17 protein-coding genes are annotated in these 18,712 nt (G+C 70.9%); 3 read left to right on the forward strand and 14 right to left on the reverse strand.

The genetic code is table 11. From position 1 onward, the window contains the following. Nucleotides 1-13: 13 nt before the first annotated feature. Together AC06E6_RS02335 and AC06E6_RS02340 are read right to left on the reverse strand one after the other, a co-directional pair. Nucleotides 14-679 carry a response regulator transcription factor gene (locus AC06E6_RS02335; protein ID WP_054667194.1) on the reverse strand — a complete coding sequence of 222 codons (666 nt, stop codon included), beginning with the start codon at nucleotides 677-679 and terminating at the stop codon, nucleotides 14-16. Between the two features lie 120 nt (nucleotides 680-799). After that, nucleotides 800-1,597, reverse strand: a complete 798-nt coding sequence (locus tag AC06E6_RS02340) for a 3-hydroxybutyrate dehydrogenase (protein WP_104939378.1) — start codon at nucleotides 1,595-1,597, stop codon at nucleotides 800-802. A gap of 113 nt (nucleotides 1,598-1,710) precedes the next feature. Between AC06E6_RS02340 and AC06E6_RS02345 the strand changes: the two genes are divergently transcribed. The 3 genes from AC06E6_RS02345 to AC06E6_RS02355 all read left to right on the forward strand — a co-directional run bounded on the left by AC06E6_RS02345 (nucleotide 1,711) and on the right by AC06E6_RS02355 (nucleotide 4,717). Next, the gene (locus AC06E6_RS02345; RefSeq protein WP_478060149.1) at nucleotides 1,711-3,543 is read left to right on the forward strand and encodes a 3-hydroxybutyrate oligomer hydrolase family protein; all 1,833 of its coding nucleotides are present in this window, start codon (nucleotides 1,711-1,713) and stop codon (nucleotides 3,541-3,543) included. 113 nt (nucleotides 3,544-3,656) lie between these two features. Beyond that, nucleotides 3,657-4,256 (forward strand): HutD/Ves family protein, encoded by a 600-nt coding sequence (locus AC06E6_RS02350; RefSeq protein WP_293763079.1) that lies wholly within the window; start codon nucleotides 3,657-3,659, stop codon nucleotides 4,254-4,256. A 74-nt stretch (nucleotides 4,257-4,330) separates the two neighbouring features. Further along, a complete protein-coding gene (locus AC06E6_RS02355) occupies nucleotides 4,331-4,717 on the forward strand; it encodes a DUF1801 domain-containing protein (RefSeq protein WP_478060151.1) in 387 nt (128 codons plus the stop codon). Between the two features lie 621 nt (nucleotides 4,718-5,338). Here the strand turns inward: AC06E6_RS02355 and AC06E6_RS02360 are convergent. From AC06E6_RS02360 to AC06E6_RS02415, 12 genes are all read right to left on the reverse strand, one after another. Next, entirely contained in the window at nucleotides 5,339-6,946 is a 1,608-nt protein-coding gene (locus tag AC06E6_RS02360) for a sulfite reductase subunit alpha (RefSeq protein WP_478060153.1), read from the reverse strand. Beyond that, entirely contained in the window at nucleotides 6,943-7,911 is a 969-nt protein-coding gene (locus AC06E6_RS02365; protein ID WP_478060155.1) for an FAD:protein FMN transferase, read from the reverse strand. Before AC06E6_RS02365 ends, AC06E6_RS02360 begins: the two co-directional genes overlap by 4 nt. A 134-nt stretch (nucleotides 7,912-8,045) precedes the next feature. After that, nucleotides 8,046-8,900 (reverse strand): DUF4198 domain-containing protein, encoded by an 855-nt coding sequence (locus AC06E6_RS02370; protein ID WP_313232675.1) that lies wholly within the window; start codon nucleotides 8,898-8,900, stop codon nucleotides 8,046-8,048. A 24-nt stretch (nucleotides 8,901-8,924) separates the two neighbouring features. After that, nucleotides 8,925-9,443, reverse strand: coding sequence for a DUF2271 domain-containing protein (locus AC06E6_RS02375; RefSeq protein WP_104939374.1), 519 nt, complete (start codon nucleotides 9,441-9,443; stop codon nucleotides 8,925-8,927). A gap of 26 nt (nucleotides 9,444-9,469) precedes the next feature. Further along, nucleotides 9,470-10,117, reverse strand: coding sequence for a PepSY-associated TM helix domain-containing protein (locus tag AC06E6_RS02380; RefSeq protein WP_478060158.1), 648 nt, complete (start codon nucleotides 10,115-10,117; stop codon nucleotides 9,470-9,472). 116 nt (nucleotides 10,118-10,233) lie between these two features. Next, nucleotides 10,234-12,660, reverse strand: a complete 2,427-nt coding sequence (locus tag AC06E6_RS02385; protein ID WP_478060160.1) for a TonB-dependent receptor domain-containing protein — start codon at nucleotides 12,658-12,660, stop codon at nucleotides 10,234-10,236. Nucleotides 12,661-12,775: 115 nt separating this feature from the next. Further along, complete coding sequence (locus AC06E6_RS02390; RefSeq protein ID WP_478060161.1) at nucleotides 12,776-13,189, reverse strand: hypothetical protein; 414 nt, start codon at nucleotides 13,187-13,189, stop codon at nucleotides 12,776-12,778. A 143-nt stretch (nucleotides 13,190-13,332) separates the two neighbouring features. After that, nucleotides 13,333-14,010 carry a Fe2+-dependent dioxygenase gene (locus AC06E6_RS02395; RefSeq protein WP_104939370.1) on the reverse strand — a complete coding sequence of 226 codons (678 nt, stop codon included), beginning with the start codon at nucleotides 14,008-14,010 and terminating at the stop codon, nucleotides 13,333-13,335. An 11-nt stretch (nucleotides 14,011-14,021) separates the two neighbouring features. Then, nucleotides 14,022-14,747 (reverse strand): tetratricopeptide repeat protein, encoded by a 726-nt coding sequence (locus AC06E6_RS02400; RefSeq protein WP_478060163.1) that lies wholly within the window; start codon nucleotides 14,745-14,747, stop codon nucleotides 14,022-14,024. Between the two features lie 97 nt (nucleotides 14,748-14,844). Further along, the gene (locus AC06E6_RS02405; RefSeq protein WP_478060165.1) at nucleotides 14,845-17,127 is read right to left on the reverse strand and encodes a TonB-dependent receptor; all 2,283 of its coding nucleotides are present in this window, start codon (nucleotides 17,125-17,127) and stop codon (nucleotides 14,845-14,847) included. A 647-nt stretch (nucleotides 17,128-17,774) separates the two neighbouring features. After that, nucleotides 17,775-18,107, reverse strand: a complete 333-nt coding sequence (locus tag AC06E6_RS02410; protein ID WP_104939367.1) for a non-heme iron oxygenase ferredoxin subunit — start codon at nucleotides 18,105-18,107, stop codon at nucleotides 17,775-17,777. Continuing rightward, nucleotides 18,104-18,640, reverse strand: coding sequence for a GNAT family N-acetyltransferase (locus AC06E6_RS02415; RefSeq protein WP_478060167.1), 537 nt, complete (start codon nucleotides 18,638-18,640; stop codon nucleotides 18,104-18,106). Before AC06E6_RS02415 ends, AC06E6_RS02410 begins: the two co-directional genes overlap by 4 nt. Nucleotides 18,641-18,712: the final 72 nt, after the last annotated feature.

The following is an 18,712-nucleotide window of genomic DNA, read 5'->3' on the forward strand; positions in this document are numbered from 1 at the left end:
TGCGCGCCGCGCGTTACAGGTCGCTCTGGCGGCTGGGGTCGCTCAGTTCCAGTTCGCGCAGCACCACGCTGGCCTGGGTGCGGTTGCGCACCCCCAGGCGCTCGAAGATCGCCGACAGGTGCGCCTTGACCGTGCGTTCCTGCACGTCCAGGCGGTCGGCGATCTGCTTGTTGAGCAGGCCCTCGGCGACCAGCGCCAGTACCCGGAACTGCTGCGGCGACAGGCTGGCCAGGCGTGCGGCCAGTTCGCTGTCGTGGCTGGAGGACTGCGCCCGCGCCACCGCCGCGCGCAGCGACGCCGGCAGCCATTGCTCGCAGGCCATGACGCTGCGGATCGCCTCGCGCAGTTCGTTCAGCCCCGAGCTCTTGGGCAGGTAGCCGGCGGCGCCGTGGTCGAGCGCGCGCCGCACCACGCGCGGGTCGTCGTTGGCCGACACCACGATCACCGCCACCCCCGGGTGCTGGGCGCGGATCGCCGCCAGCCCGGCCAGCCCGTGGTTGCCGGGCATGTGCAGGTCGAGCAGGATCAGGTCGGTATCGGGCGCGGCGTCCAGCGCCGCCAGCACGCCCTCGAGCGATTCGGCCTCGCGCACCTGCAGGTCGGCCACCGCCTCGCCCGCGGCCTGGCGCAGCGCGGCGCGGAACAGCGGGTGGTCGTCGGCGATCAGCAGGCTGGGCATGGGGCAGGAAGGGGCGGGTGATGCCTGCATTGTCGGCCAATGTGTGGCGGTGGCGCACCCCGGCCGCCAGCGGCGCCGCCGGCGCGGCCGCGGTGCCCGGCAGGTTGCGCCGCCATGCGCTTACTGCGCGGTCCAGGCACCGTCCATCGGCAGCGCCGCGCCGGTGAGGTTGTGCGCTTCGCGGCGGCACAGCCACACCACCATCGCGGCGATGTCCTCGGGCAGCGACATGCGCAGGCTGGGCTGCTTCTCCTCCAGCAGGGCGCGCACGCCGTCGTCGCGGCTGCCACCGTGGCGGTGGGCCTGGATCTGCGGCTCGATCAGCGGCGTTTCCACCCAGCCCGGGCACACGCAGTTGACGGTGACCCCGCCGCTGTCGCGGCTGCCGGCGGCGGCGTATTCCAGCGCGGCCACCTTGCTCAGGCCGACGATGCCGAATTTGCTGGCCACGTAGGGCGCCTTGTTCTTCGATGCCACCAGCCCGTGCACCGAGGCGATGTTGACCACCCGGCCGTAGCCGCGCGCGGCCATGCCCGGCAGCGCCTGCTGCATGGTGTGGAAGGCGGCGCTGAGGTTGATGGCGATGATGTCGTCCCACTTGCCGGCGGGCTGCTCGGCCAGTGGCGCGGCATGCTGGATGCCGGCGCAGTTGACCAGCACGTCGAGCGCGCCCCAGTCCTGCACCGCGGCCATCATCGCTTCGATCTCGGCCGGATTGCGCAGGTCGGCGCCGAAATGGCGCGACTGCCCGCCGGCCGCGGCGACGCCGGCCAGCGCGGCGTCGATCTGTTCGGCCGTGCCCAGGCCGTTGATCGCCACGCGCGCGCCGGCGGCGGACAGTGCCTGGGCGATGGCCAGGCCGATGCCCGACGTGCTGCCGGTGACCAGCGCGGTGCGACCCTGCAGGAAGCGGTCCATGGGAACTCCGTCAAACAGTGGGGGAAGGCCGCAGAACGTAGCAGCCGGAACGTAAGCGCCGCGTGGTACGAAAGTACGATGGGCCGGGCGGGGCGCTCTGCTAGTGTGGGGACATGACTACTTCCCTCCTGCGCGCCGCCTGCGGCCTCATCGTCGGATTCGGCCTGGCGTCGTGCGCCAGCGGCCCTGCGTCCAAGTCCGTGGAGTCTTCCATGTTCAGCAACGAACTGCGCAGCGAGCATCGCGGCAACGACGACCTGTTGACCGCCGGCCTCGGCCTGGCCGGGCTGCGCAGCCTGGCGCCGCCGGCGTTCGCCGATGCCAATGCGCCGACCGTGGAGGAACTGCGCCGGCGCGCGCTGTGGGGCAGCTGGCGCGGCATCGCCGACCTGGCCCCGGGCGGTGGCTATGGCGATCTGTTCGGCGACCTGGCCCCGGTGCCGGGTCGCGAGTATTCGGCCTATGCGCGCTTGCCCGGCGCCCACCAGCCGCACCGCGTGCTGGCGCAGGTGCCGGACAACTTCGACAGCGGCCGGCGCTGCGTGCTGGTGGCGCCGGCGTCGGGTTCGCGCGGCATCTACGGCGCGGTGTCGGTGGCGGCGGCCTGGGGCCTGCCGCGCGGCTGCGCGGTGGTCTACACCGACAAGGGCGCGGGCAGCGACTATTTCGACCTGGATGCGCAGATCGGCGTGCGTGCCAACGGCATGGTCGGCGCGCTCGGCGAGGCCGCCGACCTGGCCTTCGTGCCGGATGCGCCGGTCAATGCGTCCGGCGTGGCGTTCAAGCACGCCCATTCGCGGGACAACCCGGAAGCGGACTGGGGTCGCCACGTGAAGCAGGCGGCCGAGTTCGCGCTGCTGGCGCTGGACCAGGCGTTCCCGCAGGCCGCGCCGTTCACCTTCGCCAACACCCGCGTGATCGCGGTGGGCATCTCCAACGGCGGCGGCGCGGTGCTGCGCGCGGCGGAGATGGAGGGCGACTGGCTGGACGCGGTGGTTGCCGGCGAACCGAGCGTGCTGTCCAGTGGCCCCGGTGCACGCGCGCTGTACGACTACGCTACCGAGGCGGCGCTGCTGATGCCGTGCGCGCAACTGCACATGACCGACCTGCCGCAGCCGCCGCTGACCGCCGCGCTGCAGGCCGCTGCCACGGTGCGCTGCGCCACGCTGGCGGCCGAAGGCGTCATCGCCGGCGCCACGCCGGCGGCGCAGGCCCGGTCGGCTTACGAACTGATGCTGGGCAAGGGCTGGACCGACGCCGCGCTGCGTGCCGGCGCGTTGTCCACCGGCTTCGACCTGTGGCGCGCGGTCGCCGCCGGCTATGCCTCGGCCTATGGCCGCTATGGCGTGGGCGAGCATCCGTGCGGCTTCAGCTTCGCCGCGCAGAACCCGGATTTTTCGCCGCGTGCGGCCACCGCCGCCGAACGCGCGGCGTGGATCGCCGATGGCAGCGGTATCCCGCCGGGGGCCGGGGTCGGCCTGCTCGACAGCAAGGTGCAGCTACCGGACCTGACCTATCCCGGGTTGAAGTGCCTGCGCGCCCTGTGGGACGGGCAGGGCGAGGATGCCCGCCGGGTGCAGGCCGGGATCGAGGCCACCCGCGCCGGGCTGCCGCGCAGCGGCCTGCCGGTGATGGTGGTGCACGGCACCGACGACGGCCTGATCCCGCCGGCGTTCAGCAGTGCCCCCTATGTGGCTGCGGCCAAGGCCGCCGGGCGCGAGGTGAACTACTGGCAGGTACGCCATGTGCAGCACTTCGACGGCTTCCTCGGGCTGCCCGACTACGGCGCGCGCTACCTGCCGCTGCTGCCCTACGTGCATGCCGCGCTTGACCGCGTGCAGGCGCGCCTGGACAAGGGCACGCCACTGCCGGCCGACGCGGTGATCCAGACCACGCCGCGCATGGGCAAGCCGCTGTCCGCGGAGAACCTGGCGCTGCCGAAGTAGGCGACGCGCACGCAGGCGTGGGAATCGCCGCGCCGGTCCTGCGCGGCACGCAGCATGCGGATCGCCGCCACTGTCGTGGCGGCGCCATCGTCGCGGCGTGGCATCATGCGCCGATGGATATCCTGACGACGCCTTCCCGGGTGATTCCGGCCGCCGATTACCAGCGCGAGCGGTGGCGCAACGGCCTGGGCTGGACCCGCGAGATCCTGCGCCTGCCGGCGCAGGAGCCGTGGCAGCTGCGCCTGTCCATCGCCGAGATCGAACACGACGCGGCGTTTTCCGCGTTTCCCGGCATCGAACGCGAACTGGTGCTGCTCGAAGGCGAGGGTCTGCGCCTGCGCTTCGCCGATGGCCGCTGCCAAACCCTGCTGCCGCCCTACCAGCGGCTGCGGTTCGCCGGCGAGGACGCGCTGGACGGCGAACTGGTCGATGGCCCAACCCGCGATTTCAACCTGATGTGGCGTCGCGCCGACCTGCATGCCGAGCTGCTGCACCGGCCGCTGGTCGGCAGCATGCTGTTCTTCTGCGAGCCGCAGGTGGCGTGGGCGATCCACCTGCTGGCCGGGCAGGCGGCGTTCGAGGACCCGATGCTGCCGCCGCTGGAGGCCGGCGACAGCGCCTGGCTGGGGGCCGGCGCGCGCCGGCGGCATGCGCTGCACGGTGCCGGCGAGCTGCTGGCGATCCGGGTCTCGCCGGCCGCGCACGTCGCCTGAGGCGGGCGCGGCGCGTGGACAGCCGCGTGCGCGGCGGCCGATGATGGCGCCTGGCCGCAGCGCCGGGAGCGACGATGGACAAGACCCATGGCAAGGACGTCGGTGCCTTCATCGATGCGCTCGATCACCCGCGGCTGGCAGTGATCCGCGCGCTGCGTGCGTTGCTGCTGGCGGTGGATCCGGCGATCCGCGACGAGGTCAAGTGGAATGCCCCCAGCTTCCGCAGCCGCGGGCACTTCGCGACGATGCAGCTGCGCCGGCCCGACGTGGTGCGCCTGATCCTGCACCTGGGAACGCAGAAGCGCAGCCTGCCGGTGGGCGCCATCGCCGATCCGGACGGCCTGCTCACCTGGCTGGCGCCGGACCGCGCCCTGCTCGAATTCCGCGATGCCGCCGAACTGGAAGCCAGGCAGGCCGCAGTGGTGGCGCTGATCAGGCAGTGGATGGCGCTGCTGCCGTAGAGGCGGGGCTTGCCCCGCATGCGGCATTACCGGAAAAGCCATGTGCCGGGCACGCCCGGCACCACGGTCCTGTATTGATGCGGATCGTAGAGGCGGGGCTTGCCCCGCATGCGGCATTACCGGGAAAGCCACGTGCCGGGCAAGCCCGGCACCAGGGTCCTGTATTGATGCAGATCGTAGAGGCGGGGCTTGCCCCGCATGCGGCGTTACCGGAAAAGCCATCTGTCGGACACGCCCGGCACTACGGTCCTGTGTTGATGCGGATCGTTGAGGCGGGGCTTGCCCCGCATGCGGCATTACCGGAAAAGCCATGTGCCGGACAAACCCGGCACTACGGTCCTGTGTTGATGCGGATCGTAGATGCGGGGCTTGCCCCGCATGCGGCATTACCGGAAAAGCCACGTGCCGGACAAGCCCGGCACCACGGTCCTGTATTGATGCGGATCGTAGAGGCGGGGCTTGCCCCGCATGCGGCATTACCGGGAAAGCCATGTGCCGGACAAACCCGGCACCACGGTCCTGTGTTGATGCGGATCGTAGAGGCGGGGCTTGCCCCGCATGCGGCATTACCCCTCACGTCCCGGCAGGCGGCCCCGCCGTTCCCCGCTTCATGCGGGTCCGTCAGTAAACATCGCGGCGGTAGCGCCGCTCCCGGACCAGTTGTTCCTTGCATTCGCGCCCCAGCACCTGTGCGATCACCGCGTCCACCGCCGGCGCCATGCCCTGCAGGCTGCCGCAGACCAGCACGGTGGCGCCGTGGTCGACCCAGCGCCGCAATCGCCCGGCCTGCGCGGCCAGCAGGTCCTGCACGTAGCGATGGGGCCCGCCATCACGGCTGAACACGGTATCCAGGTGTTCGATGCCGCCATCGCGACGCCACTGCTCCAGCTCGTCGCCGAAGTGGAAATCGTGGGCGCGGTGGCGTTCGCCGAACAGCAGCCAGTTGCGCCGTGCGCCGGCGTCGATGCGTGCGCGCAGGTGCGCGCGCAGGCCGGCGATGCCGGTGCCGTTGCCGATCAGCACCAGCGGCGCGTCGCCGGCCGGCGGGTGGAAGTTGGGGTTGGCGCGCAGGCGCAGGTCGATGCGCGCGCCGATGGCGGCGTGGTCGCACAGCCAGCCGCTGGCCAGGCCCGGGGTGCCGTCCGGATGCGACTGCCGCCGCAGCAGCAGCCGCAGGTGGTTCTCCGAGGGCAGCGAGGCGATGGAGTATTCCCGGTGCGGCAATGGCTGCAGCGCCGCCGCGATCGCCTCGGGCGCGCTGCCATCGATCGCCTCGGGCAGCCTGGCCGCGGCCAGCAGTTCACGCAGGGCGCGGCCATCGGCCAGCGTTGTCGCCGGATCGAGCGCGTGCGCGCGCATCCACTGTTCGACCGTGGCCGGCGCGTGCCGTGGGCCGATTTCGGCGATATCGCCGGCCTGCCAGGCGGGCAGCGCGGCGTCGGCCGGTTGCAGGCACAGCTGGAACACCGGGCCGCCGACGCTGCCTGGATTGGTCCGCGTCCGTGCGCGCAGCACCCACGGCTGGTAATCGGGCGGGCTCCAGTCGGCCTGCACGCGGCCGTCGCCGAACTGGCCGAGCAACTGCTGCCAGTGGCGCAGCGCGGCCGGATCGGCATTGTCCACGTCCACGGTATCGAACAACGGCTGCGCGCCTTGTCCGCGCAGCCAGTCGTCGAGCCGGTGGCCGAACGCGCAGTAGTCCGCGTAGCTGCGGTCGCCCAGTGCCAGCACCGCGTACTGCAGCGCCGACAGCGCCGGCGCCTGGCGCATCACTTGGTCGAGGAAGGCCAGGGCGTGGTCGGGCGGATCGCCCTCGCCGGTGGTGCTGGCGATGAACAGTGCCTTGCGGGTACCGGCCAGCAGCGCCGCATCGACCTGGTCGAGCGCGCGCAGGCGTACCCGGCAACCGCCATCGCGCAGGCTCTGCGCGGTATGCCCGGCCAGCTGCCGGGCGAAGCCGGTCTGGCTGGCCCAGGCCACCAGCAGCGGCGGTTCGCCGCTGTCGCCGGGCTCGTCCGGGCGCGGGCGCGCGCGCCACCACAGCGCCAGGCACCCTGCCACGTAGCCGAGCACCGCGGCGAGCGCGATCCAGCGCCGCGCCGGCAGCGGCGTGGGCTGCCAGCCGTCCTGGCCCAGGTGCAGGCGCAGCAGCAGTCCGGCGATGGCCAGCAGCGCGGCGATGACCACGGCATTGCCGGCGATGGTGCGCATCGAGCCCGGATGGTTCATGCGTTGCCCGCGTCCAGCTGCTGCCGGAAGCCGCGCGACAACGTTTCCAGCGGGCCATCGGCGCCGCGCTGCAGGAAGCGCGCGGCCAGGCCATGGGCATCGGCGAACGCGCATCCCTGGTCGGCCCCCATCACCGTCAACGCGGTGGCCCAGGCGTCGGCCAGCATCGCCTCGCGGTGGACCACGGTGACCGCCGCGGCGGCACCGGTCACCGGCGCCTGCCGGCGCGGGTCCAGGGTGTGGCTGTAGCTCACCCCGTCGTGTTCATAGCGGTGCCAGCGGTCGCCGGAGGTGGCCACGGCCAGGTCGTCCAGTGCCAGCACGCGTGGCGCCTGCCCGCTGCCGGCATCCTCGTCGGGTGCCGATTCGACCAGGACGCGCCACGGCTGGCCGTCCGGCTTGCGGCCGCGGCCATGCAGTTCGCCGCCGACCTCGACCAGCGCCGCTTCGATGCCCTGGGCGCGCAGCCAGCGGCTGACCAGGTCCACGCCGTAGCCCTTGGCGATGGCCGACAGGTCCAGCTGCAGGCCGCCCGGTTGCAGCACGGCCTGCGCCTGCGCGTCCAGTCGCAGCCGCTGCCAGCCGCATTGCGCGGCGACACGGGTGATCTGCACCGCGTCGGGTGGGCGCTGGCCGCGTGCATCGGCGCCGAACCCCCACAGCGCGACCAGCGGGCCCACGGTAGGGTCGAAGGCGCCCTCGCTGCGTTCGGCGACGCTGCGCGCGGCCTGCAACACCTGCCAGAAATCGTCGGGCAGCGGCTGCCAGTGGCCGCGGTCCGCGCGGTTGAAACGGCTGATATCCGAATCGTGCGCCCAGGTGCTCATCTGCGCCACCACGCGGTCGAGCTGCGCCTGGATGCCGGCATGCAGCGCATGCAGGTCGCGGTCGCGCGGCGCCACCAGCTTGACGCTCCAGGTGGTGCCCATGGTGTGGCCGCCGAGTGCGGCGATGTCGGATGACATGGAAGGGGATGCGGACAGGGGAAAGAAGAGGGGCGCCGGCGGCCGCGCCGGTACCCGTGCAGGCGCGGGCCGGGGGAGCTGGGGGGCCGCCGCGGCGACGGCCTGCCCGTGGCTCCCCGGCACGTGCCGCTGCCTTACTGCGGCAGCACTTCCAGCGTGGCGACGTAGCTCAGCCGGCGCTGCTTGGCCTGCGGCGCGCTGGTCCTGGCATCGCTGGTCGAGGTTTCCAGCCAGTACATGCCCGCCTCCGGCCAGGTCACCTTGAAGCTGCCGTCGGCGCCGGTGGTCACCTTGATCTCGTCCTGGGCGTTGCGGTAGCGGGTGGCGCCGCGCACGATCTCCACCTCCAGCCCGCTGGCGGGCTGGCCGTCGACCACCAGCCTGAACGTGGCTTCCTCGCCGGCGAACAGGTCGTTGGGATGGGTCACCGGTACCAGTTCCAGGCCCTTGCCGGTGGCCGCGACGTTACTCGGCTTGCCCTTGGTGACGAAGGTTTCCACCCGGCCGATGCCTTCGGTGACCTGCAGGTTCTGCGCGTCCTTCGGAATCTTGGTGGCCAGGTCCTCGGCCGTGGCGTTGCGCAGGAAGCCGCCACGCGCGCCGCCCATGCCGCCGGCCGCTGGCTTGTCCTTGGCCGCGGCCAGGCTTTCGGGGGTATCCCAGCGTGCGGACAGGCCCCGGTTGAGGTTGACGATGCGGTAGGTGCCTTCCTGCGCCAGCGGCACGTCGAACACGCTGCGGTACTTGCCGGTGGCCGGATTCTGCGGCTGCAGCGTGCTGCCGTCGGGCGCGGCGATGCTGACGTTGTCCAGCCGCATCGCCACGTGGTCGGGGTAGTACAGCTGGTTGGACACCGCGGCGTCGACCGTCACCCAGGCATCGTTGCCGGCGACGACGGTGGCCGAGGGCAGCAGCCACTGCTTGTGGGCCAGGGCGGAGAACGGAAGCGAGGCGGCGATCAGCGCGGCGAGCAGCGTGGTGTGTTTCATGCGGGTTTCTCCTTGTCCGGAAGGTCAGGGCTTGGTGGCGAGGGTGACCAGGCCCAGTTCGCTCTGGCCGCGGGCGCTGCCGGTGGCGGCTTTGCCCTTCCACTCGAATGGGATCTTCAGCAGCTCGCGGCCGCCGACCTCGCGCACCGCTTCCACCACCAGGGTGTACTGGCCGGCGGGCAGGTTGCGCAGCTGCGGCTGGCTGTCGCTGAAGCTCAGCGCGTGCTTGCCGGCCGGGCGGGTCGGCCCGGTCACGCCGTCCACCGGCACCTGCAGGGTGCGGCCGCTCTTGCGCCACCACTGGCGCAGGTCGGGCAGCCACTTGGTGCCATGGCCTTCGGCGTTGGACGTCTGCTGGTACCACACCGACAGGTTGGCCACCGACTTCTGCGCGCCATCCTCGACCCACACCGCCACGTAGGGGCGGTGGTACTCGGCCACGTTGAGCCGGGGGATCTCGACGTTGATGTCCAGGCTCGCGGCGTAGGCCGCCGGGGCGGCGGCGAGCAGCCCGCTCAGGGCGATGGTGAGGGTGACGCGCATGGTGCGACTCCGTAGGGGAAGCGTGTTCAGTGGATGAGGAGCAGGGCGATCAGCAGCGGCACCAGCAGGCCCAGGCCGACCAGCGGCCAGGTCATGCGCCGCTGCCGCGCATGCAGGTGCAGCAGGAACAGGCCGGTGATGCAGAACACCAGGCAGGCCACCGCGAACAGGTCGATGAACCAGCCCCAGCCGGCGCCGGCGTTGCGGCCCTTGTGCAGGTCGTTGAAGTACGACACCCAGCCGCGGCGGGTGCGTTCGAACTCCACCGCGCCGGTCTCGCGGTCGATGCTCAGCCAGGCGTCGCTGCCGGGGCCCGGCAGCGACAGGTAGATCTCTTCGGGCGACCATTCGGCCGCGCGCCCGCCGATGGCCACGTCCAGTTCGCGCGCCAGCCAGTCGGCGACCCGCGCCGGCAGCGGTGCATTGCCATCGGCGTGCGGCGCCGCCAGCACCTGCAGCAGCGGCGGCGGCAGTTCCAGCTGGCGGTTGGTCACCTGCGGCGCGCCCTCGATCCTGGCGGCATGGTTGAGGGTGATGCCGGTGGCGGCGAACAGCAGCATGCCGATCAGGCAGACCGCCGAGCTGATCCAGTGCCACTGGTGCAGCGTGCGCAGCCAGAAGCCGCGGCTGGCCTGCTGCTGGACGAGATCGGCGGGGGAACGTTCGGCGGACACGGGCGTGGTGCGGGGGAAAGGGAGGGAATTAGAACATTGATGAGAATGATTCGCAATTTGTATCACTCTGTATCCCGGCCTCGGCGGGTGCGGCCGGCGTCACCCGCTTGGGCGGATCAGAAGCGCAGGTTCATGCTCAGCCAGACGCTGCGCGCCTTGTCCTTGTTGTTGTAGTCGTCCTCGAACAGCACCTCGTTGGTCACGTCGCCGTAGATGCCGTTGCCGTTGAGGTCGGTGAACGTGGTCTGGTAGGTGGTGAAGTCGCGGTCGAGCAGGTTGTTGATGCGCGCGTTGAAGGTCAGCCAGCCGGTGGCCTCGAACGACGCGCCCAGGTGCAGCACCGTGTAGTCCTTGTAGTACAGCTCCTTGCCGGTGACGGCACTGACGCCGCGGTAGCGCCTGGAGCGCGCCTCGGCGGTCAGGAACAGGCTCAGGCGGTCGCTGGCCTGCCAGTCGAACGTGGCATTGGCCATGTGCCGAGCGCTGTTGCCCAGCGGCAGGCCCTTCTCCGCGCCGCTCTTCTGCTCGCTGTCGGTGAAGGTGTAGTTGGCGCGCAGGCCGAAGGCATCGCTGATCTGCCAGCGCCCGGCCAGCTCGGCCCCCTGGATCACCACTTCGTCGATGTTGACCGTGCGGTTGCTGCTCGAATAGCCCAGCTCGGCATACTCGCCGCTGCTGGTGCAGCGCAGGGCCAGGCCGGCGCCGCACGGCTGGCTGTCGATCTTGTCCTCGAAGCGGTTGTGGAACAGCGTGGCGTTGAAGTTGTGGCCGCGCGGGTGCTGCCAGTACACCGCCAGCTCGGTGCTGGTGCTGGTTTCCGGCTTCAGGTCCGGGTTGCCGAAGAACGGCAGCGTGCCCTGGCCGCCGAAGCCGATGACGCCGTCGTACAGGTCGGTGGTCTTGGGGGTCTTGAAGCCGGTGCTGACGCCGCCCTTGATCGTCCACTGCTCGCCCAGCGCATAGACACCGTACAGGCGCGGGCTCAGGTGGTCGCCGAACACCTTGTGGTCGTCGTAGCGCAGGCCCGCGGTGAGGGTCAGCGGCGTGCTCACCTTCCAGTTGTCCTCGACGAACAGCGAGTACATGTCGTGCTCCTGCTTCAGCCCGGGCGTGCCCTTCTCGGTGCCGAACACGCCGTCGGTCAGATCGCCGCGGATGACCTGCGTGCCGACCACCAGGGTGTGCTCGCCGGCGGCCTGGAACGGCACGTCGAGCTTGGCGTCCAGGGTGTACTGCGCGCTCTCCAGGGTGCGCTTGGGGCGCGGCAGGAAGGTGGACTCGGCCAGCGCGCGGCGCTCGGCCAGGCCCATGCCGGCATATGCGCCGGTGCCGTCGATCATCGCCAGCAGGCGTTCGCGCTCGGCCACGGTGAACGGCAGGGTGCGGCCATCGTTGTTGGTGGCCACCCGCGCCAGCGAGACGAAACTGTTGCCGATGTCCCACTGGCCTTCGTGGGTCAGCGCCCAGGCATCGCGGGTGAACGCCTGCGATGCGCTGTAGCCGACCCGCGGGTCGGCGCGCCGCGCCCAGGTGCCGCCGTTGGCGCGGCAGGCGGCGGCGTTGGCACCGCTCGCGCCGCTGCAGTAGTTGGAGGCGCGCCAGATGCTGTTGATGGTGTCGACGGTGCCGACGGGGTATTCCTCCACGCCGCTGTCGTTGATCCTGATCCTGTTGTCGTAGGTCTGCCGCGAGGTGTCGTAGTCCAGCGACAGGGTCTGGTTGTCCGATGGCATCCACGCCAGGGTGATGCCGCCGGCCTTGTTGGTGTTGTCCACGGTCTTGCCGCCGCTGCCGAAGCCCAGCGGGCGGGTGTGCAGTCCGCCGGCCGGATCGGTGGCCGCTGCGTAGGTCGGGTTGGAAGCCTTGCGTTCGTACCAGCTGCCGCGCGCGCTCAGGTTGAGCACCCCGGGCAGCAGCGGCCCGGTGACGAAGAAGTCCACCGTGCTGTCGTCGCCGAACGCGTCGTCGGTCTCGACGGTGCGGGCGATGCTGGCCGAGCCGTGCCAGCTGTCGAGGGTGCGCCGGGTGATGATGTTGATCACCCCGCCCATGGCGTCGGCGCCATACAGCGTGGACATCGGCCCGCGGATCACCTCGATGCGCTCGATCGCGTCCAGCGGCGGGATGTGGTTGAACTGGTTGCCGCCAAAGTTGTTCGGGTAGATGTCGCCGTGGTTGTTCTGGCGGCGGCCGTTGACCAGGATCAGGGTGTAGTCCGCGCCCATGCCGCGCATGGAGATGGTGCCCTGGCCGGTCTTGTCGCGGGTCTCGCCCACGTCCACGCCTTCCAGGTCGCGCACCGCGTCCAGCAGGGTCATGTAGGGGCGCCTGGCCAGGTCCTCGCGGGTGATCACCGAGATGCTGGCCGGCGCGTCGGTGATCTTCTGCTCGAAGCCGGACGCGGTGACCACGACGGTGTCCAGCGTGGACGGTTGCGCGGCGGGGGTGCCGGAGGCGTGGGCCAGTGCCGGCAGCGCGGCGAGCAGGGCGAGGGCGAGGGAAGTGCGCGCGGCGGGCGCGCGGAAACGATGGCGCAGAGCCATGGGAAGACCTCGGGAACGGAATGGAGAAGGGTGCGGCGGGCCGCTGGCGCACGGGCGCCACGGCAGCGACGGAAGGGGCGGTGGAACAGGCGCGGCGTGGCCGCGCGGCGACGGCTCAGCGCGACGGGGGCGCCTGGCTGCGCTGCGACCGCCAGTGCCTGGGCAGGGCGGCCGGGGGTGCCGGCGAAGCCGCCGGCAGGGCGGACGTCAGGGTCGATGCGCTGTCCACGGCGCATGCCACGGGACGTGGCGGCGCGGCGCGCAGGCAGCCCGCGCGCGGCGCCTGCAGCGTGGCCACGCGGCGCAGTTTGGCGGGTGTTTCCTGCGTGGCCGTCTCACCCGCGGGCGTTTCCTCGCCTGCGCCGACGGCGGCCGACGGCGCCCGGGTCGCGGGCGCGACATGCGCCTGGCCGGTGCCGGCAGGGCCCAGCAGCAGGCACAGGACCATCAACCCCCACAGCGGCATGCGCAGGCCGTTGCGCAGGGGCGCAAGGGCGGACAGGCAGCGGCGGCGGAGCAGGTGGTGCATCGGATCCCCGGTGGGCGTCAGTGGCCGCCGATCAACGGGCCGGCGGCGTTGCGCAATTGTAGTTGGGATTCGTTATCCGATGCAAATAAGAATTCATTTCATTTGAGGTCGGGTTGACGCGGATCAACCCGCCCACCGCACCGTCAGACCTCGGCCCATTGCCGCAGCAGGTTGTGGTACACGCCGGTCAGCTGCAGCACCGCGCCGGCATCGGCGTTGCCTTGGCGCAGGGTCTCGATGGAGCTGTCCAGTTCGAACAGCATCCGCCGCCGGGTGTCGTCGCGGACCATGCTCTGCACCCAGAAGAACGACGCCAGCCGCGCGCCACGGGTCACCGGCGTCACCTGGTGCAGGCTGCTGGAGGGGTACAGGATCAGGTCGCCGGCCGGCAGCTTCACCGCGTGCTCGCCATAGGTGTCGCTGATGACCAGCTCGCCGCCGTCGTACTCGTCCGGCGGATTGAGGAACAGCGTGCACGACACGTCCGAGCGCAGCTGTTCACCTTGGGACAGGTTCATCACCGCGCCGTCGACATGGAAGCCGTAGGTGCCGCCGCCGGTGTAGCGGTTGAAGCGGGGCGGCAGGTACTTGAGCGGCAGCGCGGCGCTGAAGAACAGCGGGTGCCTGGCCAGTGCCAGCAGGAGGGTCTCGCCCAGCTCGCGCCGCAGCGGCGAATCCTCCGGCAACTGCTCGTTGCGCTTGGCCTGGGCGCCGAGGTGGCCCACCGTCTGGCGGCCATCGATCCACTGCGCGGCGTCGAGCCGGGCGCGGAAGCCGGCGACCTGCGCCGGTGTCAACACGTTGGGGATATGCAGCAGCATCGGGGCTTTCCTCAGTCTGCGGGAGAGTCGGCCAGCGCGCGTACCCGGGGGTGCGGCGAGGCGGCCAGTTGCGGAACGATATGCGCCATGAACGCGGGGCTGCCGTGGGCGAGCGCAAGCCGCAGCCAGTGCAGCGCTTCGTCGATGCGCGCCTGCTGCAACAGGATGGAGGCGTAGTTGGCCTGCCCGCGGAAGTCCCCGGCTTCGGCCGCGCGCCGGTACCAGCCCAGCGCCGCCTGCGGGTCGCGCGCGGTCTCCAGCCCATCTTCCAGGTGGCGCGCCAGCAGGTTCATCGACTTGGCGTGGCCCAGGTGGGCGGCGCGGGTGTAGAGCGCGAGCGCCTGGCGGCGGTCCTGCGCCACGCCGCGGCCGGTGGCGAGCAGGTTGGCCAGGTTGTACATGCCCCAGTCCAGCCCGGCCTCGGCCGCGCGTCGGTACCAGACGGCAGCCAGTGCCGGATCGTGCGCGGTGCCCTGGCCCAGTTCGTGGCAGCGGCCGAGCATGTTCATCGCCAGCGCATCGCCGTTGTTGGCCGCGGTGGCGTACCACAGCAGTGCCGCTTCGGCGTCGCGCGCCACGCCCTTGCCGTCCATGTACATCTGCGCCAGCAGCAGCTGCGCGGCGACCAGTCCGCCCTGGGCGGCCGCGCGGACATCGGCGAAGGCCGCGTGCGGGTCCGCGCTCAGCCGCGCGGCCAGCGCGTCGGCATCGAGGAAGGGGCGGGAGGACGCGGACATCGATGGCTTCGATCGGGCTTGGCGTTTGAAGGAAAGACGGGCCTGCCGGAAAGGCGAAAACGGCGGCGGCAGACCTGCCGCCGTCGGTGTCCCTGGATCAGAACCTGACGTTGAGCGCCAGCGTGGCCGAACGCCCCGGCGCGATGCTCGCGTAGTGCGACGAATAGGCCTTGGTGAAGTAGACCTTGTCGGTCAGGTTCTGCAGGTTGAGCTGCAGGCTGATGTTGTCCTGCAGGGCGTAGCTGGCCATCGCGTCCCAGCGGGTGTAGGCCGGGATCCACTTGGTATTGGCGACGTCGCCGTACTGCTTGTCTACATAACTCGCGCCAGCGCTCAGGGTCAGGCCGAACGGGAGCGCATACGTGGTCCACAGCGTGGCCGCGTGCCGCGGCGTGTTGGGGAAGACGTTGCCGTTGTACGGCGAGACGATCCACACCCCGGGCGCCGGGCAGCCGCTGCGGCTGGACACCGAGCAGACGTAGCCGTTGTCCTTCAGCTCCGAATCCATCCAGGTGTAGCCGCCGGCGACGCTCCAGCGTTCGCTGATCTGCCCGTTGATGCCGATCTCCACGCCGTTGATCGCCTTCCGGCCGGCGTTGCGGGTGTCACCACTGTCGACCACCACGCGCGCGTTGTTCATCTCGGTGTGGAAGAGCGCGGCGGTCAGGTTCAGGCGGTTGCCGAACAGGTCCCACTTGGTGCCCAGCTCGTAGTTCCTGGTCTCCTGCGGCTTGAGGTTCTGGATGGCGGCGCTGATCGCGTCGTTGCCTTCGCCGCTGTCCATGCCCGGCGGCGTGGACGAGGTGCCGTAGGACAGGTAGATGCTGCCGTTGGCCGTGGGCTTGAACACCACGCCGGCCTGGTAGTTGACGAAGGACTCGCTGTTGCGCAGCACGGTCGGCGCCTTGCCCGCGACCGGGGTGACCTGCTCGGTGTCGTAGTCGTCCCAGCGCAGGCCCAGGTTGAGCAGCCAGCGCGGACTCAGTTCGAGGGTGTCGAACGCGTACACCGACGCGGTGCGCGTGGTCTGGCGGATGTCCAGCGCCTTGTCGCTGCGGGTGACCGGGTGGGTGGCGGCCCAGGGGTCGTTCGGGTTGGGGTTGTAGAAATCGGTGCAGTTCCAGCCGGTCGCCGCGCCGGTGGTCGGGCAGGCCTGGGTGCCGTCGATGGCGTTGCTGGTGCCGCCGCCGCCGATCAGGTAGCGGCCCTTGCTGCTCTTCTCCTCGCTGTATTCGACCCCGGCGCTGTAGCTGTGCTTCAGCCCGCCGCTCTGGAAGGCGCCGGTCAGGCTGAGCTGGTCGGCGAAGGTGCGGGTATCGATGGCGCGGTCGTTGGTGCGGCGCCACAGGGTGCCGTACTTGTTCGGGTTGTTCTTGCTGTCGTCCGGCTGGGTCCACAGGTAGTCGTTGCTGGTGTTGCCCAGGCGCGCGATGTTGCGCAGCTTGTGGCCGCCCAGGTCATAGCTGGCATCGAGGGTGCTGATGTCGGCGCGGGTGCGCTGGAAGTCGCGGTCCTTCAGCCCGTAGTAGTTGTTGCGGTCAGGCACCAGCGGCCGGCCGGTGGTGGTGCCGGTGGCCGGGTTGGCATACGGGAAGCCGCCGGCATCGGGCAGGTCGTCGGTTTCCAGGTGGTAATGGCTGGCGATTACCTGCAGCGGCCCGTTCAGGCCGAACGCGATCGACGGCGCGATACCCCAGCGGCTGACGTTGGCGGCGTCGCGGCCGGGGATGTCGGACTTGTGCTTGAGCAGGTTCAGGCGCGCGGCGATGCCGTCGCCCAGCACGTAGTTGGCGTCCACGGTGCCGCGCGCGTAGCGGTCGCTGCCCACGCCCATGCTGGCGCTGGTCTGGTTCTTAAGCTTCGGGGTCTTGCTGACCAGGTTGATGCTGCCGCCGCCGGAATCACGGCCGCCGTAGGCCGAGCTCGGGCCCTTGACCACTTCCAGCTGCTCCAGGTCGAACACTTCGCGGGTCTGGCTGCCGACGTCGCGCAGGCCATCGACGAACATGTTGCTCTGCCCATCGAAGCCACGCAGGAACGGGCGGTCGCCGGTCGAATTGCCACCCTCGCCAGCGCCGAAGGTAATGCCGGGCACCATGCGCAGCGCGTCCACCAGGTTGGTGGCGCCGATCTCCTGCAGCGTTTTCTCGGTGACCACGGCCACCGACTTGGGCGTATCCAGCAGTTCGGCGGTGAACTTGGGCGAGGACGGCGCGAACCAGCTGCCGCGGACCTGGACCTTGTCCAGATCGGTGGCCTGTGCGGCGCCGGCGTCAGCGTCCGCCGCCTGCGCGGCCAAGGGCGAGAAGCCGGCGGCGAGGGTGGCGGTGGCCAGCATGGCGGCACGCGGCGGGTACTTGCGGGTCTTGATGGGGCTCATGGATGACGATGTCCGGGAAAAGTAAAGACGAAAGCGGCAGCGCGGGCGCCGGCGGTGCGGAGGCCCGGGAAACGGAACGGAGCAGGCAGGCGCGGCCCTTGGCGGCCTTTGGCAGGTGGACCCGGCCGCGCGGAACTCAGCCGTGGTGGCGCGCAGGGGGCGCATGCCCCGGAGGCGACCGGTACGCCCGTGCGCCGGGTGCCGCAGGCGCCGGCTTGATCCGCCGAGGCGTGGCTGGCCGGGCCGGATGCGATGCCGGCCAGGGCGCGCGCGACAGTGCCGCCGGGCGCGCGACGCGGGTCGCTGCTTCGGCATCGGCTTCGGCAATCGCAGTCAGGTGCAGCGATGGGCCACCCGGGGCCGCCGGCTGGCCGGCGGACGTGACAACGGCTGCGCCGCCGGCGGGCGATGCGGCGGCGTGGGTCGCGGGGACCAGCGCCGCCACCAGGCAGGTGGCGAGAAAGCCGCATGCCAGCAGCCACAGGTGCCAGTACCGCCGCACCGTAACGGTCGGCAGGCAGGGCGGGGCTCCGTCGCGGGAGCCGCGCGGGCGGGGGCGGGCGGCATGCATAACGGTAAATTAAACGATAATGATTCGCATGTCCACACGCATGCGCGGTGCCCCGACCGGCGCCGTGCCGGCTGGGTCAGTCGCGGTCGTCGCGGGCCCAGATGCCGCCGTTCTCGCGCTTGACCGGGAACTTGGGCACCGGGGTATAGGCCGGGGCGCACAGGGCGCGGCCGTCGCGGACATCGAAACGGGCGCCATGCAGGACGCACTCGATGCTGCCCTCGACCGGGTCGATGCTGCCCGAGGACAGCTCGAACTCCTCGTGCGTGCACTGGTCTTCCAGCGCGTACAGTTCGCCGTCCAGGTTGAACACGACGATCGGCGCGCCGGTCACCTCGTCGAACGCGGTCTTCATCTCGCCCGGCAGCAGCTCATCGCTGGCGCAGACATAGGTCCAGGTCGCGCTCATGCCGCCGGCTCCAGTCGCTTCTCCAGGACTTCGAAGCGCAGATCGTCGCGTCTGGGCAGGCCGAAGCGCGCGTCGCCGTACGGGAACGGCTTCTTGATGCCGGTGCGGGCATAGCCGCGGCGCTCGTAGAAGGCGATCAGTTCGTCGCGGCAGTCGATCACGGTCATCTGCATGGTCGGCAGCCCCCACTGCGCCGCGACAAGCCGCTCGGCATGCTGCATGACCTGTTTGCCGACCCCGCCGCCCTGCGCCGCGGGGCTGACCGCGAACATGCCGAAGTAGCCATGACCGTCCTCGTCGGCGACGTGGCAGCAGGCCAGCAGCCGCCCGCCCTGTTCGGCCAGCAGGATCACGCTGCGCGGCCGCTGGATGTCGGCGAGCAGGCCCGCGGCGTCCACCCGCTGGCCGTCGAGGAGATCGGCTTCGGTGGTCCAGCCCACGCGCGAGGCGTCGCCGCGGTAGGCCGAGGTGACCAGTTCGATCAGGGCCGGAATGTCGTCCGGGGTGGCGCTGCGGAAGGTGAGGGTATCCATCGCCGCATTGTAGCGATGCCGGATTTCCTTGTAGATGCGGGTCTTGCGCGCATGCCGTGACGGCAACGCCGC

The sequence above is a fragment of the Stenotrophomonas sp. Steno-Z10-HUANG genome, from assembly GCF_056393075.1.